Genomic DNA, 14468 nt, shown 5'->3' with positions numbered 1-14468 from the left:
CTGGCGCGCGTCCTCTCGGGATGTTCGCGGATCTGGTCGCCGGGTTCAACGACCACGGAGTTGAGTCTGTTCCACTCAACCCTGAGAGTCCAGTCGCCCCGCGTCAGGTGCCGCCGCGGAGGGCGTCGACCGGTTCGATCCGGGCTGCGCGACGCGCCGGCAGGCCGCCGGCCACGAGACCGACGACGCCACCGAGCGCGGCGCCGCCCAGGGCGATCCAGGGGTCGACGACCGGGGCCCAGCTCCGGGCCACCGAGACGAGCACGACGGCGAACACGCCCAGCGCCGCGCCGATGAGCCCCCGAGCAGACCGATGACGACAGACTCGGCCACGAACTGGCCGGCGATCTGGCGTCCGGTCGCGCCGACGGCCCGGCGGAGGCCGATCTCGCCGACCCGCTCCAGCACCGACAGCATCGTCACGTTGGCGATGCCCACCCCGCCGGCGAGGAGCACGATCACGGCCAGGACGACGAACACCACGTTGACGTCGGCCTGCACGTCCCGCCCCAGCTCCGACCGACCGCTCGGAGCTCTCACCTCCAGGCTCTCCGGATCGTCGGGTGCCAGGGTCAGGGCGGCCTGGGTGCGCAGTTGTGGACCGGCTCCGACGGCGATGCGCGCCTGGGCGTTCCCGGGCGCGACCAGACCGAAGTCGGCCCGCGCGGTCCGGGTGGGCAGGATCACCGCATCGAGCAGCTCCCCCCGGACGTCGACCGACCGGACCACGCCCACGACGGCGTACGCGATGCCGTCGACGAACACCGAGGGCTGCGTGTCGATGCGTTGGACACCCAGGCGCTCCGCCGCCCGGAAGCCCAGGACCGCGACCCGGTCGGCCCGCTCGTCGTGGCCGGCGTCGAAGAACCGGCCGGTGGCCAGTCGTCCGCCGACGGTGTCGAGCAGCTCCTCCGAGGCCGCGTAGATCGGCGGTGGGGCACTCGGCGGTTGCGACGGGTCGTTCACCGGCACCGCGGTCACCACCGCCTCGGGCAGCGAGACCTCCGCGAGCAGGGCCACGGACTCGATCCCGGACAGCCGCTCCAGGCGGGAGACGGCGTCCCAGGGCAGCGCCCCGGCGGCCACGGTGGCGCCGCCAGCCGTGTTCGCCGTCCTCGGGCTGACCACCAGCTGGGTGGCGGCGTTGGCGTCGAACTGCCGGGCGATCTGGCCCGCTGCGGTCTGGGCGAGACCGACGGTGGTGATCAGCGCGGCGATGCCCAGCACCGTGCCCACGATCGTCGTCACCAGCCGGCCGGGCCGCGATCCGATGTCTGCGGTGGCCTCGCCGAGCAGGTCGGAGAGGCGGAACCGGTCGGCCGGTGCCACCGGCCACGGGTCGGGCTCCGGGCCGGGCCGACGCGGGCGCGACCGGAACAGGCGGAACGGAAGCCGGGCGCGGAGGGGCGGCCGGTCCTCTCCCGTCATGCCGCCTCGTCGACGCGGCCGTCGGCGAGCCGGATGCGCCGCGAGGCCCGTCGTGCGACGCCCTCGTCGTGGGTGATGACCACGAAGGTCAGGCCGTCGGCGTGCAGCTCCTCGAAGAGGGACATGATCTCCGCGGACGTCGCCTGGTCCAGGTTCCCGGTCGGCTCGTCGGCCAGCAGCACCCGAGGCCGGGAGGCCACGGCCCGGGCGACGGCGACCCGCTGCCGCTCGCCTCCGGAGAGGGCCCCGGGCAGGAAGTCGATGCGGTGCCGCAGACCCACCCGCTCGAGGGCCATCCGGGCTCGCCCGTCGCGCTCCGCGCGCGGTGTGCCGTTGTAGAGCATGGGCAGCAGCACGTTCTGCAGCGCGGTCCGCCGGGACATCAGGTGGAAGGCCTGGAACACGAAGCCGAGCTGGCGGGCGCGCACGGCGGCCCGCTCGTCCTCGTCCAGCACTCCGGTCAGGACCCCGCCCAGCCGGTACTCGCCGACCGTGGGGCGGTCGAGCAGCCCGAGGATGTTCAGCATCGTGGACTTGCCCGATCCGCTCGGACCGGTGACCGAGACGTATTCGCCGTCGGCGATCGACAGGTTGACGCCCTTGAGCGCCTGCACCTCCGGGGGCCCCGGGAAGGACCGGGTGACGTCCCGGAGATCGATGGCCGGTGCAGGCGTTGCGGCCGTCATCGGCCGACCACGACCAGCTCGCCCTCCTCGAGGTCGCCGTCGCGGGGACGGACCTCGACGGCGCCGTCGGCGGCCAGCCCCGTCTCGACCACGACCATGTGTGTCTCGGCGCGGGCGCCGTCGCGGGGGTCGCCGTCGACGACCTCCACCCGGGACTCCCCGCCGGGCCCGGCGCTGAGCGCGGCCAGGGGTACGGAGAGCACGTCGCCGTCGGTCGCCCCGACCGGGATCCGGACCCGCACATTGGCGCCCTGCAGCTGGGTGACCTGCTCGGGGGTGAGCGGGGCCGGTTCGAGCTGCACGGTCCAGCGGGCGTCATCGCTCTCGCCCGGGGTCACCTCGGTGATGGTGGCGGCGTGCTCGCCGCCGTCCGGCAGCTCGAAGGTCGCCGTCATCCTCGGCTCGAGCAGCCGGGCGTCGGCTCCGGCGACGGTGCCGGACAGGCCGACGTCGGCCCCGGACACCGTCATGGCCGTCCCTTGCAGGACCGCGCCGCGCTGGGTGGCCACGGCGTCCACCCGGCGCGGCAGCTGGGTGAGGTAGAGGACCTCGGCCGCCGGCAGCGTCGGCAGAACGGCCTCCTCCGCCTCGGTCAGCGCCTCGCGGGCCTGGACGAGCTGCTGCTGGGCGGCGGCGGCCGCGGCTCGCTGCGGCGCCGTGTCGGCCGGGAGGTCGAGCTCCTGGCGCCGCAGCTGGGCGAGCGCCAGGGCGTCCCGGAGATCTCCGATGGTCACCGCATCGTTCGGGGAGGTGGACATCGCGGCGTCCAGCGCGCGCTTGGCGCTGGCGACGGCGTTGTCCGCCTCCCGGACGGCGACCGCCGACGGGCCACGACGTGCGGCGGCCAGCTCGGCGTCGGCGGCGGACACCGCCTCCTGAGCGCTCCGTACGGCGTCCCGGGCGGCGAGAACGCCCTCCTCGGCCCCCTCCTCGTTGGCCGGCGCCGGGTAGCCGGCCTGCGCGTAGAGCGCGGTGATCGCGTCGGCGGCGGTCCGGTCGAACACGTTTCCGGCCGGGTCGCCGGCATCCAGGCCGACGGCGCGCATGGCGTGCTTGAACTGGACGACGTCGGGTCCGGAGAGCCCGATCCGCAGCGTCCGGTAGGCCGGCAGCTCGCCGGGGAGCACGATGACCGGTCGGCCGGCGACCTCCAGGGCGACGCCCAGCGGGCCCAGCTCGGAGCCGACCTCGGGCACCTGGCCGGTCACCACGGCGGGGCCGGACAGCGAGGAGGTGTCGATGGTGACCTCGACGGAGTCGGCGTAGGCGACCTCGCCCCGGATGGTGACGTCGTTGCTCAGGGGACCGAAGGCGACGGGCACGGTCACCAGTCCCGGGGCCGGGGTCTGGGCCCCTGCGGTGTCCGGCGCGATGACGAACCGGCCGGCGAGCAGGCCCGCGAGCAGCGCCACGACCGCCACTGCCGCGGTGATCCACAGCGGACGGTTCCGACGGAGCAGGGCCGACCACGCCGACCAGCGGGCTGCTGCGTCGCCCGTGACCGGTCCGTCCAGGTGCTCCCCCGTCCGGATCCGCCACGTCAGTTCTGCTCGACGGAGGCGACCATCGCATCCAGCTCCGCCTTGTGGTCGTCGATGAACCGCTGCTCGACCGTGCGGGTGATCTCCGCCTGGCGGTCGCCGTAGTCGATCTCCTCACGGCAGTCGAGGTCGGCCAGGGCCAGTTCCACCTCGCGCTCGGCGAGCGCTTCCGTCGCGGCCCGGTCGGGCTCCGGGGCGGCGGTGGCGTCCTCCTCCGGCATCCCGACGCTCTCGTAGAGCTTGTTCATCTCCTCGTGGATGGAGTTCTGCGCCTCCATCGGGCTGGCGTGCCCGCCCTGTCCGGCGTCCTCCATGCACGAGGCCCACTCGGCGTCGAGTTCGGCCATGCCCGGCCACGACGAGTGGTCGGAGTACAGGTCGTTGATGGCGTCGAACAGCGGCTTGAACTCCTCGGACTGGGACGGGTCCTCACCGGCGACCTCGTGCTGCGCGGCGCCCTGGCACCCGGCCTGGGTCCAGTCGTACTCGTATTGGCCCTCCTCGGACATTTCCTCCTCCTCGGGCGGCACGCCGTACAGCGCCTCGTAGAAGGCCATCTGCTCCGACTCGGACAGGCTCGCGACGTAGTCGGCGTTGGGATCGACGTACTCTTCCTCCGGGACCGGCTCCGAGTCGAACGGGGAGCCGAACGGCGAGTTGACGGCGCCGTAGCCGTACTGCGAGACCCACTCCCGGTCATCGGGCTTCCACTCGGTGTCGTCGCCGACGTAGAACGCGCCGCTGTCGGTCGCGGGCGTGTACTCGAAGCCCTCGTCCTGCATGCACTGCGCGACCAGTTCCTCGATCTGCCGCTGCTGCTCGGCGTACTTCTCCTCCTGCTCCTCCGGGGAGAGGTCGCCGCCGTAGGCCGCGTTGAGGTACTTCTGCAGGGGCGATTCCTGCTCGCTCGCGGCCGGGTCCCGCGCGTCGTCCCCGTCCGACCCCGAGCAGCCGGACAGGAGCAGGGCCAGAGCGGCCAGGCCGCAGAGCGGAGCAGCGGCGCGACGGATGTGCATTGAGGTCTCCCTTGGGTGCGTGCGCGCACGGTAGACGACGATGCCCTCCCCGGACGTGATTTCCGAGACCAAACAGGTCACGTCCTGGAGTCGGTCCCCCCGTCACCGGGCGTTCGCGGGTGGCCCGCGCCTGGGCGCATCCGGGGGGGCGTCCTCGCCGGGGTCCTACACTCCGGACATGACGACCCTGCCGGCGCCGAGCGTGGCGCTCGACGACCAGCTCTGCTTCGCGCTGTATGCCGCGTCGAGGGCGGTGACGGCGCGTTATCGGCCGATGCTCGACAAGCTGGGGCTGACCTATCCGCAGTACCTGGTGATGATGCTGCTCTGGGAGACCGACAACCAGACCGTCGGGCAGCTCGGCTCCCGGCTCGCACTCGACAGCGGGACGCTCTCCCCGCTCCTCAAGCGGCTCACCGCCGCAGGGCTGGTCAGCCGGCACCGGCGGGTCGAGGACGAGCGCTCGGTGTCCATCGCGCTGACCGACGCCGGACGGGCACTGCAGGACAAGGCCATGGCCATCTCCGAGGAGATGATCGGCGCCATCGGGTTCGACACCGGCGAGTTCGACGAGCTCATGCAGCGGCTGCGCCTGCTGACCGACCGGGTGAACCGCGGCGAAGCGGTTTGCTGAAAGAGGACCTCGATCCCCACCACCCGCAGGCTCGCGTCGGGTCCCGGCAGGGGGCCGAGCGACCTCCCACCGAAGGAGCACCCGTGACCACACGTTCTGCCCGCACCGCCTGGACCGGCACCCTGCAGGAAGGGTCCGGTCGCACCGAACTGGCCAGCTCCGGCCTGGGCACCTTCGACGTCTCCTGGCCCAAGCGGACGTCGGAGTCCGCCGACGGGAGCACCAGCCCGGAGGAGCTGATCGCGGCCGCCCACGCGTCCTGTTTCGCGATGGCCTTCTCCGGCGGGATCGCGAAGGCCGGCGGCACCCCGCAGAGCCTCGACGTCACCGCCGATGTGGGCTTCGGACCCGACAGCGAGCGTGGCGGCTTCATGATCACCGGCATCAAGCTCACCGTGCGCGGCCGGGTCGACGGCATGGACGCCGCTGCGTTCGAGAAGGCCGCCCAGGAGGCGAAGGCCGGTTGCCCCGTCAGCAAGGCACTGGCCGCGGTCGACATCAGCCTGGATGCCGCGCTGGAGTCCTGACCAACCGGCCCGACGCGAGCTGCTACGGCTGGGTGCGCGCCTCGGCCTCACGCGCCTCCCCGAGCCGGTTGAGCCGCGCCAGGAGCTCGGCGAGCCGCGCGACGTCCTCGGCCGGCCAGTCCTTCATGTCGTCCTCCCACCGGGCGCGACGGGCGCCCCGGATGCGCTCCAGGCGGGCGGAGCCCTCGGCGGACGGGGTGAGCACCTGCGCCCGGCCGTCGACCGGGTCGGCGCTGCGGTCGACCAGCCCGAGCTCGACCAGCGCCGCGACCTGACGGCTGACGGTGCTCTTGTCCAGGCCGAGACGGGGCACGAGATCGGTCGCTCGAAGGGGGCCGGTGTCCTGCAGCAGCGCGAGCAGGCCGTAGGCAGCGCCGTCGAGTTCGGGGTGCAGCTCGGACGCCAGCCGCGTGGAGATGGCGCGCGCCCGCCGGAGCAGGAGGCCGATCTCGCGCTCGAGCCGGACGAACGCCTCGTGCGCGTCGGCTGCGCTCATCGGTCGGTCCGCGGACGCCAGACCACGAGGGCGGACCCCGGCCGGCGCTGCGGCACGAGGTCACGCCGGTAGGTGGCGGAGACCGCGGCCTCCGCGGCGATGCGTCGGCTCTCCGACCGCTCCAGCTCGTCGAGCAGCTCGTGCACGCGGGCCTGGAGCGCCTCGACCCGCGACTCGAGCTCGATGATCCGCTTGATACCGGCGAGGTTGACGCCGTCCTCCTGGCTGAGCCGCTGCACCTCGCGCAGCAGCGCGACGTCGCGGGGGCTGTAGCGCCGACCGCCGCCGGACGTCCGGCCCGGGCTCACCAGCCCGAGCCGGTCGTACTGCCGCAGCGTCTGGGCGTGCATGCCGGCCAGCTCCGCGGCCACCGAGATGACGAAGACGGGTGCGTCCTCGGCGACCGAGCGGACGGCGTCCTGCGCCTCCCCACCCGGAGCGGTCACGTGTCGGCCCCCTCCTGGACGGCCGCCGTGATCTGCGGGCGCGGGTCCTCGTCCATCTCCTCGGCCAGCGTCTCGATCACCTTGCGCTGCGCCGGCGTCAGGCGAACCGGCACGGCGACCTCGAGGGTCACCAGGAGGTCGCCCGACCGGCCCTTGCCGGGCACGCCACGACCCCGGACGCGGAGCGTGCGGCCGCTGGCCGTGCCGGCCGGCACCTTGAGCGACACGTTCCCGTCGAGCGTCGGCACCGTCACCGTCGTCCCGAGGGCGGCCTCGGCGAAGGTGATCGGCACGGTGAGCGTGAGGTCGTCGCCCTTGCGGCCGAACAGCGGGTGCTCGCTGACGTGCACCACGACGAACAGGTCGCCCGCCGGACCGCCGCGACGACCGGGCGCGCCCTTGCCGGGAAGCCGGATGCGCTGACCGTCCTTGACGCCGGCCGGGATCCGGACGGTGATCGTGCGGGTCTGTGTCGTGACCCCGCTGCCGGAGCAGGTCGGACACGGGTCGTCGACGACCGAGCCGGTGCCGCGGCAGTTGCGGCAGGGCTCGGAGAAGGCGAACGCGCCCTGGCTGCGGCTGGTCACGCCGGCGCCCTGGCACACCGGACAGGTGTGCGGGCTGGTGCCCGGCTTCGCCCCGCTGCCGGCACACGTGGGGCACGTGCCCGGACTCTGCATGCGCAGCGGCACGGTCACGCCGAGGACCGCCTCCTCGAAGGAGAGCGTCGCCTCGGTCTCGACGTCCTGACCGCGGGCCGGACCCGACGCGGCCTGGCTGCGGCTGCGCGCCGTTCCCCCTGCTCCGCCGAAGAGCCCGCCCAGGATGTCGCCCAGGCCGCCCGCGCCGCGGGTGGCACCGCCGGCCGCGCCGCCGAACAGGTCGCCGAGGTCGAACGGCTGACCGCCGCCGGCCCCGGGGAACCCGCCGGTGAAGCCGCCCCGGCTGCCGGCCCCGAAGAGCCGGCGGGCCTCGTCGTACTCACCTCGCCGCTTGGGGTCGGAGAGCACGTCGTAGGCCTCGGAGACCTCCTTGAACCTCGTCTCCGCCTCGGTGTTCCCGGGGTTCTTGTCCGGGTGCAGCTCGGTCGCCAGCTTGCGATAGGCCCTCTTGATCGCCGCGGCGTCAGCGTCCTTGGGCACGCCCAGCGCGGCGTAGTAGTCCTTCTCGATGAAGTCCCGGGTGCTCATCGACCCACCTCCGGTGAGGAACCGGAAGCCTTCGGCATGTTCATCCGGCCCCCTCTCGTGCTCAGTCGGACGCGGATGAGTCGTCGGCCGATGGCTGCTCCTCCGCGGGAGCCGCCGACGGCGCCTCGGGATCGGTCACCGCGACCATCGCGGTGCGCAGCACCCGGTCGCCGCGGCGGTAACCCTGCCGCAGGACCGTCGTGACCATCGGGTAGTCGACGTCGGCCGACGTGTCGTGGATGACCGCCTCGTGGTGCGCCGGGTCGAACGGGTCGCCGTTCCTGCCGAACGCCTCCACGCCCAGCCCGTCGAGGAGACCGAGCACGCGGTCGGCGACCACCTTGAAGGCGCCGGTCAGGTCGCCGTGGTCACGGGCACGCTCGATGTCGTCGACGATCGGGAACAGCTGGAGCGCGAACCGCTCCGCCGCCTGGTCGACGACCAGGGTGCGGTCGCGGTCGACCCGTCGCCGGTAGTTCGCGTACTCGGCGGTGACCCGCTGGAGGTCCTCGGTCCGCTCGGCCAGCTGCGTGGCCAGATCTCCGCCGGCACCGGCGGACTGCTCCGTCGGCTGCTCGACGACGGTGGTGTCCTGCTCGCTCATCTGCTCCCCTGGGGCGGCTGCGTCGGTGCGGAGCGGGGTGCCGGCCGGCTGCTCGCCGGCCGGCACCCGCACGGCGCCGCTGGTCGGGTCGATGCGCCGCTTGTCGCGGATCACGACCCGCGGCGTCTCCTCTCCCTGCGGCATCTCGGTCATCGGCGGTCGGTGTCCTCGTCCACGATCTCCGCGTCGACGACGTCGTCGTCGGAGGACGCGCTGCCGGACGGGCCGGCCTCACCGCCGGTCGCCGCGCCCTCGGCCGCGCCCGCCTCGGCCTGCTGGGCGTAGAGCGCCCCGCCGACCTCCTGGGAGACCCGGGCGACCTTCTCCTGGGCGGCCTTGATCGCGTTGATGTCGGAGCCGCCGAGGGCCGAGCGCAGCTCGGTCAGCGCCTCGCCGAGCTCCTCCTTCTTCTCCGCGGGGATCTTGTCGCCGTTCTCCGCGAGGAACTTCTCGGTCTGGTACTGCAGCGACTCGGCCAGGTTGCGGGTCTCGGCCTCCTCGCGGCGCTTCTTGTCCTCCTCGGCGTGCGCCTCGGCGTCCTTCATCATCCGCTCGATGTCGTCCTTCGGGAGGGCCGAGCCGCCGGTGATGGTCATCGACTGCTCCTTGCCCGTGCCGAGGTCCTTCGCCGACACGTGCACGATGCCGTTGGCGTCGATGTCGAAGGCCACCTCGATCTGCGGGACGCCGCGGGGGGCCGGGGGCAGGCCGGTCAGCTCGAACATGCCGAGCTTCTTGTTGTAGGCGGCCATCTCGCGCTCGCCCTGGAAGACCTGGATCTGCACGGACGGCTGGTTGTCGTCGGCCGTCGTGAAGATCTCCGAGCGCTTGGTCGGGATCGTGGTGTTGCGCTCGATGAGCTTGGTCATGATCCCGCCCTTGGTCTCGATGCCCAGGGACAGCGGGGTGACGTCGAGGAGCAGGACGTCCTTGACCTCACCGCGGAGCACACCGGCCTGCAGGGCGGCGCCGATCGCCACGACCTCGTCGGGGTTGACGCCCTTGTTGGGCTCCTTGCCGCCGGTCAGCTCGCGCACCAGGTCGCTCACCGCGGGCATGCGGGTGGAGCCACCGACGAGGACGACGTGGTCGATCTCGTTCACCGAGATGCCGGCGTCGCGGATCGCCTGGTTGAACGGCGCGCGGGCCCGGTCGAGCAGGTCCTGCGTCATGCGCTGGAACTCGGCGCGGGTGATCGTGACGTCGAGGTGCAGCGGCCCCTCGGCACCGGCGGTGATGTAGGGCAGGTTGATGTTGGTCGACTGCGCGCCCGACAGCTCGATCTTGGCCTTCTCGGCGGCCTCGCGGAGCCGCTGCATGGCCAGCTTGTCCTTGGACAGGTCGATGCCGTTGGACGCGTTGAAGGTCTTCACCAGGTGGTCGACGATCTTCTGGTCCCAGTCGTCACCGCCGAGGTGGTTGTCACCGGCGGTCGCCTTCACCTCGATGACGCCGTCCCCGATCTCGAGCAGGGAGACGTCGAAGGTGCCGCCACCGAGGTCGAAGACGAGGATCGTCTGCTCGGTCTCGCCCTTGTCCAGGCCGTAGGCCAGCGCGGCCGCGGTCGGCTCGTTGACGATCCGCAGGACGTTGAGGCCCGCGATCTCACCGGCCTCCTTGGTGGCCTGGCGCTGCGCGTCCTCGAAGTAGGCCGGGACGGTGATGACGGCGTCGGTGACCGGCTCGCCCAGGTAGGTCTCGGCGTCCCGCTTCAGCTTCTGCAGGATGCGCGCGGAGATCTCCTGCGGCGTGTACTGCTTGCCGTCGATCTCGCCGGTCTTCCAGTCGGTGCCCATGTGCCGCTTCACGGAGCGGATGGTGCGGTCGACGTTGGTGACCGCCTGGTTCTTCGCCGACTGGCCGACGAGGACCTCGCCGTTCTTGGCGAAGGCCACCACCGACGGGGTGGTGCGCGAGCCCTCGGAGTTCGCGATGACCGTCGGCTCGCCGCCCTCCAGGACGGTGACGACGGAGTTGGTGGTGCCGAGGTCGATACCGACCGCTCGAGCCATGGGGATGGCCTCTCTTCCGTGTGCTGTCAGGTGGTGCTTGGCTTGTCCCGGTAGTCGAGTGCCCACCTTGCGCTGGGTCCACTCAACTTTCCTGCCTACCCTAACGGCAACGAACCTGGCCGTGTTCCACGGGCGCGGGAGTTTCCGCACCGGCACTCCCGCCGGTCGCCCACCGCCCGCGCCATGTCGCCGGCGTCTCGCCCCGTACCGCGGGATTTCCCACGCACGGCGAAGGTGACGCGGCGCCGCCGTCCACAGAAGTCGCTCGACGACACCACGGACCGCTCGAGGACTGGACGCTGCGGAGGTGCACCCCCTTCTGCGCGCCGCGGCGGACCGCCAGCTCGGACTCTTCACGGCGACCGATGCCCGTCGCGCCGGCTACGAGCACACGGAGATCCGACGCAACTGCTCCACCGGCGTCTGGGCCCGCCTCCGCCGGGGTGTCTACGCGACGACGGCCGACCTCGCCGCGCTCGAGGCCCGCGGCCGCCGCCACCAGGCCGAGTGCCTCGCCGTGCTGCTCGACCTCGACCGGCCGAGGACGGCGATCAGCCATGGATCGGCGGCGGTGCTGTGGGGCTTGCTCGTGCGGCGGGGCGCCGTGACCGATGTTCGGCTCACGGACCCGGCCCTGTCACGACGGGGCCGCGGTTTTCGCATCGTCCAGGCGCCGCTGCGACCGGGTGAGATCGTGCGCAGCGGGCAGATCCGGCTGACCTCGACCTCCCGGACGCTCCTGGACTGCGCTCGGGAGTGGGACCTCGAGGATGCGGTGGTGGCCATGGACGACGCCCTCCGGAAGAAGAAGGTCACGCTCGATCAACTCCGGGACGGCGCAGCCACCATGGCCGGCTGGGCTCGCATCAGCCGGGCGACACGAGCTGTGGCGCTCACCGACGGACGCGCGGAGTCACCGCTCGAGTCGCGCGGACGCTTGCGGCTGGTGGGGGCCGGGCTGGTTCCCGACGAGCTCCAGGTCGAGATCAGATCTGGCGGCCGACTGGTCGGAGTGGTCGACGCCTGGTTCGAGCATGCAGCGGTGGCAGTGGAGTTCGACGGGCAGATCAAGTACACCGACCCGTGGCGCAACCGCTCCCCCGCGCAGGTTCTGTGGGACGAGAAGCGGCGGGAGGACGAACTCCGGGCGCTCGACATCCGAGTGGTGCGCATCGCGGAGGCCGACCTGGGCGGGGCATGGCAGCGAACCGAGGAACGCCTGCGCGACCTGTTGGCGGCCCCTGGACCGAGCCGACGCCGCTTCACGGCGACGCGGCGACTGGCGGTCGCTGACCGCGCCGGCTGAATCGAGCCTCGCGGTGCGGGCGTGGTTGCGTGATGCGCGGCGAAGAAGCGCCGACACCGCGAAGATCAGGCCGAGCGAGACTCGGGGCGGTGGCGGCCGCCTGGTGGTTACCGGCGAGTAGCATCGGGGCGCGCTCGTCGTGCTCCGACCCCGGTCGGTGCGGCGAACGGCGCACACCTACCGTGGACCCGTCGCCGTGGGTCGCCCGGCGCTGGGAGAGGGAGATCGATGACGGGCCCGTTGCAGATCGTCCTGGGCACGATCAGCGTCCTGTTCCTGATCGTGGCCTCGGTCATGGCCTACCGGGCGGTCCGCGCCATGGTCCGCATCATCCGCACCGGCCAGCCCGACGGCACCCGGTTCGGCCCGGTCAAGACGCGGCTGAAGATGATGCTGGTCGAGTCGCTCGGCCACACCCGGATGCTCAAGTGGTCCACCATCGGGATCGCCCACTGGTTCGTCTTCGTCGGCTTCTACGGCCTGTTCCTCACGCTGGTCGAGGCCTTCGGCGAGGTGTGGAACCCGGCCTTCCACCTGCCGCTCATCGGCGAGTGGTTCCTCTGGAACCTGTTCGCCGACATCATCGGCACCGGCACGATCCTCGGCATCCTCTACCTGATCTACCGGCGCCAGAAGGACCACCCGCGGCGCCAGGGCCGCAAGAGCCGCTTCGCCGGCACCAACGAGGGCCGCGGCTACTTCGTCGAGGCGGTCGTCCTGACCGTCGGCACCTGCATCCTGCTGATCCGCGCGCTCAAGGTGAGCAGCGACCTCACCGAGGCGCCGGCCTGGTCGCACCCGGTCTCCGGCGCGCTGGCCACGGTGCTGCCGGACAGCCCCGACCTGCTCACGATCGTGGCCTTCGTCAAGATCGTGGTGAGCCTGGTCTGGCTGGTCGTCATCAGCAGGATCCTGAACATGGGCGTGGCCTGGCATCGGTTCAGCGCCTTCTTCAACATCTACTTCAAGCGCAACGCCGACGGCGCACCCGCGCTCGGCCCGCTGCTGCCCATGACCAGCGGCGGCAAGCCGATCGACTTCGAGGATCCCGGCGAGGACGACGTCTTCGGCCGCGGCAAGATCGAGGACTTCACCTGGAAGGGGATGCTCGACTTCACCACCTGCACCGAGTGCGGGCGGTGCCAGAGCCAGTGCCCGGCGTGGAACACGGGCAAGCCGCTCAGCCCCAAGATGGTGATCATGGACCTCCGCGACCACCTGTACGCGAAGGCCCCCTACCTCCTCGGCGAGAAGACCGCGTCGGAGACCGCGCCGGACTACGACGTCCTGAAGCCCAGCGACGAACAGGTCTGGGCGAGCGGCTACGCCCGCATCGAGGGGACCAACGACGCACAGGCGCACCGTCCGCTGGTCGGCACCCTCGAGGAGGGTGGGGTCATCGACCCCGACGTCCTGTGGAGCTGCACCAACTGCGGCGCCTGCGTCGAGCAGTGCCCGGTCGACATCGAGCACATCGACCACATCGACGACATGCGCCGGTACCAGGTGCTCATCGAGTCCAACTTCCCGTCCGAGGCCGGCGTCATGATGACCAACCTCGAGAAGCGCGGGAACCCGTGGGGCATGGGCGGCAACGTCCGCGAGGACTGGATCAAGGAGCTCGACTTCGAGGTGAAGGTGGCCGACGGCCCCCTGGACTACGACATCGAGTACCTGTTCTGGGTCGGCTGTGCCGGCGCCGTCGACGACCGCGCCAAGAAGGTGACCAAGGCCGTCGCCGAGCTGCTGCACATCGCCGGCGTGGAGTTCGCCGTCCTCGGCAACGGGGAGACCTGCTCGGGCGACCCGGCCCGCCGCATGGGCAACGAGTTCCTGTTCCAGATGCTGGCGCAGGAGAACGTGGCCACCCTCGACGGCGTCTTCGAGGGCCGGGTGCCCGGCATGCGCAAGATCGTCGCGACCTGCCCGCACTGCTTCAACTCGCTGAGCAAGGAGTACCCGCAGGTCGAGGGCCACTACGAGGTCGTCCACCACACCCAGCTGATCAGCCAGCTGGTGGCCGACGGCCGGCTCACCCCGGTCACGCCGGTCGACCGCAAGGTCACCTACCACGACCCCTGCTTCCTCGGCCGGCACAACAAGGTCTACACGCCGCCACGGGAGATCCTCGACTCCGTCGGTGGCCTCTCCACCCAGGAGATGCACCGCTGCAAGGACCGCGGCTTCTGCTGCGGCGCGGCGGCGCGCGCATGTGGATGGAGGAGAAGATCGGCAAGCGCATCAACATGGAGCGCACCGAGGAGGCCCTCGAGCTCGACCCCGACGTCATCTCCACCGCCTGCCCGTTCTGCATCACGATGCTGAGCGACGCCGTCACCGCCAAGAAGCAGGCAGGGGAGATCGGCGAGCACGTCGAGGTCCTCGACGTCAGCCAGATCCTGCTGCGCTCGCTGGCCCCGGTCGGCGCGCAGGGCACCGAGCAGGGCGCGGACGTCGGCACCAAGGCCGATGACGTCGTCGGCCTGGACTCGGCGGCGACGGAGCACGGCCAGGCCTGACATGACCCCGGCGGCGCGCGTTCCCCCAGGGGGCGCGCGCCGCCGTCGTTCCGGGTGGAGGAC

12 protein-coding genes and 1 pseudogene are annotated in these 14468 nt (G+C 71.9%); 4 read left to right on the top strand and 9 right to left on the bottom strand.

What is annotated here, in order from left to right; translation table 11 throughout:
• Positions 1 to 75 precede the first annotated feature (75 nt).
• The 4 genes from MVA48_RS17755 to MVA48_RS17740 form a co-directional block, all read right to left on the bottom strand.
• The gene (locus tag MVA48_RS17755; protein ID WP_246982132.1) at positions 76 to 1428 is read right to left on the bottom strand and encodes an ABC transporter permease; all 1353 of its coding nucleotides are present in this window, start codon (positions 1426 to 1428) and stop codon (positions 76 to 78) included.
• On the bottom strand, positions 1425 to 2114 hold the full coding sequence (locus tag MVA48_RS17750) for an ABC transporter ATP-binding protein (protein WP_246982130.1): 690 nt from the start codon (positions 2112 to 2114) through the stop codon (positions 1425 to 1427). Before MVA48_RS17750 ends, MVA48_RS17755 begins: the two co-directional genes overlap by 4 nt.
• Complete coding sequence (locus MVA48_RS17745; RefSeq protein ID WP_246982128.1) at positions 2111 to 3526, bottom strand: hypothetical protein; 1416 nt, start codon at positions 3524 to 3526, stop codon at positions 2111 to 2113. Before MVA48_RS17745 ends, MVA48_RS17750 begins: the two co-directional genes overlap by 4 nt.
• Positions 3527 to 3654: 128 nt before the next feature.
• The gene (locus MVA48_RS17740; RefSeq protein WP_246982127.1) at positions 3655 to 4671 is read right to left on the bottom strand and encodes a hypothetical protein; all 1017 of its coding nucleotides are present in this window, start codon (positions 4669 to 4671) and stop codon (positions 3655 to 3657) included.
• Between the two features lie 178 nt (positions 4672 to 4849).
• On the opposite strand from MVA48_RS17740, the gene MVA48_RS17735 reads away from it, so the two are divergent.
• On the top strand, positions 4850 to 5305 hold the full coding sequence (locus tag MVA48_RS17735; RefSeq protein ID WP_246982126.1) for a MarR family winged helix-turn-helix transcriptional regulator: 456 nt from the start codon (positions 4850 to 4852) through the stop codon (positions 5303 to 5305).
• 83 nt (positions 5306 to 5388) lie between these two features.
• Positions 5389 to 5832 carry an OsmC family peroxiredoxin gene (locus MVA48_RS17730; protein WP_246982125.1) on the top strand — a complete coding sequence of 148 codons (444 nt, stop codon included), beginning with the start codon at positions 5389 to 5391 and terminating at the stop codon, positions 5830 to 5832.
• 22 nt (positions 5833 to 5854) lie between these two features.
• On the opposite strand, the gene MVA48_RS17725 is transcribed toward MVA48_RS17730, so the two are convergent.
• The 5 genes from MVA48_RS17725 to dnaK all read right to left on the bottom strand — a co-directional run bounded on the left by MVA48_RS17725 (position 5855) and on the right by dnaK (position 10580).
• Positions 5855 to 6328, bottom strand: coding sequence for a MarR family winged helix-turn-helix transcriptional regulator (locus MVA48_RS17725; protein ID WP_246982124.1), 474 nt, complete (start codon positions 6326 to 6328; stop codon positions 5855 to 5857).
• Complete coding sequence (locus MVA48_RS17720) at positions 6325 to 6774, bottom strand: heat shock protein transcriptional repressor HspR (protein ID WP_305852264.1); 450 nt, start codon at positions 6772 to 6774, stop codon at positions 6325 to 6327. The genes MVA48_RS17725 and MVA48_RS17720 overlap by 4 nt, the downstream gene beginning before the upstream one ends.
• Positions 6771 to 7964: a molecular chaperone DnaJ gene (gene dnaJ / locus MVA48_RS17715; RefSeq protein ID WP_246982123.1), complete on the bottom strand. Its 1194-nt coding sequence runs from the start codon at positions 7962 to 7964 to the stop codon at positions 6771 to 6773. The genes MVA48_RS17720 and dnaJ overlap by 4 nt, the downstream gene beginning before the upstream one ends.
• Before the next feature lie 61 nt (positions 7965 to 8025).
• A complete protein-coding gene (grpE, locus tag MVA48_RS17710) occupies positions 8026 to 8721 on the bottom strand; it encodes a nucleotide exchange factor GrpE (protein WP_246982122.1) in 696 nt (231 codons plus the stop codon).
• On the bottom strand, positions 8718 to 10580 hold the full coding sequence (dnaK, locus tag MVA48_RS17705) for a molecular chaperone DnaK (protein ID WP_246982120.1): 1863 nt from the start codon (positions 10578 to 10580) through the stop codon (positions 8718 to 8720). Before dnaK ends, grpE begins: the two co-directional genes overlap by 4 nt.
• Before the next feature lie 307 nt (positions 10581 to 10887).
• Between dnaK and MVA48_RS17700 the strand changes: the two genes are divergently transcribed.
• On the top strand, positions 10888 to 11886 hold the full coding sequence (locus tag MVA48_RS17700; protein ID WP_246982119.1) for a type IV toxin-antitoxin system AbiEi family antitoxin domain-containing protein: 999 nt from the start codon (positions 10888 to 10890) through the stop codon (positions 11884 to 11886).
• 228 nt (positions 11887 to 12114) lie between these two features.
• Positions 12115 to 14405: pseudogene (locus tag MVA48_RS17695) on the top strand (heterodisulfide reductase-related iron-sulfur binding cluster).
• Positions 14406 to 14468: the final 63 nt, after the last annotated feature.

It is taken from the genome of Blastococcus sp. PRF04-17 (genome assembly GCF_023016265.1).
Taxonomy (GTDB): domain Bacteria; phylum Actinomycetota; class Actinomycetes; order Mycobacteriales; family Geodermatophilaceae; genus Blastococcus_B.
The sequence above is the reverse complement of the archived record's forward strand: the minus strand, read 5'-3'. Positions and strand labels throughout refer to the sequence as shown.

Bases quoted from the DNA above. Each gene is read 5' to 3' on its own strand.
- MVA48_RS17755 (WP_246982132.1), bottom strand. From the start codon at position 1,428: ATGACGGGAGAGGACCGGCCGCCCCTCCGCGCCCGGCTTCCGTTCCGC.
- MVA48_RS17750 (WP_246982130.1), bottom strand. From the start codon at position 2,114: ATGACGGCCGCAACGCCTGCACCGGCCATCGATCTCCGGGACGTCACC.
- MVA48_RS17740 (WP_246982127.1), bottom strand. From the start codon at position 4,671: ATGCACATCCGTCGCGCCGCTGCTCCGCTCTGCGGCCTGGCCGCTCTG.
- MVA48_RS17735 (WP_246982126.1), top strand. From the start codon at position 4,850: ATGACGACCCTGCCGGCGCCGAGCGTGGCGCTCGACGACCAGCTCTGC.
- MVA48_RS17725 (WP_246982124.1), bottom strand. From the start codon at position 6,328: ATGAGCGCAGCCGACGCGCACGAGGCGTTCGTCCGGCTCGAGCGCGAG.
- dnaJ (WP_246982123.1), bottom strand. From the start codon at position 7,964: ATGAGCACCCGGGACTTCATCGAGAAGGACTACTACGCCGCGCTGGGC.
- grpE (WP_246982122.1), bottom strand. From the start codon at position 8,721: ATGACCGAGATGCCGCAGGGAGAGGAGACGCCGCGGGTCGTGATCCGC.
- dnaK (WP_246982120.1), bottom strand. From the start codon at position 10,580: ATGGCTCGAGCGGTCGGTATCGACCTCGGCACCACCAACTCCGTCGTC.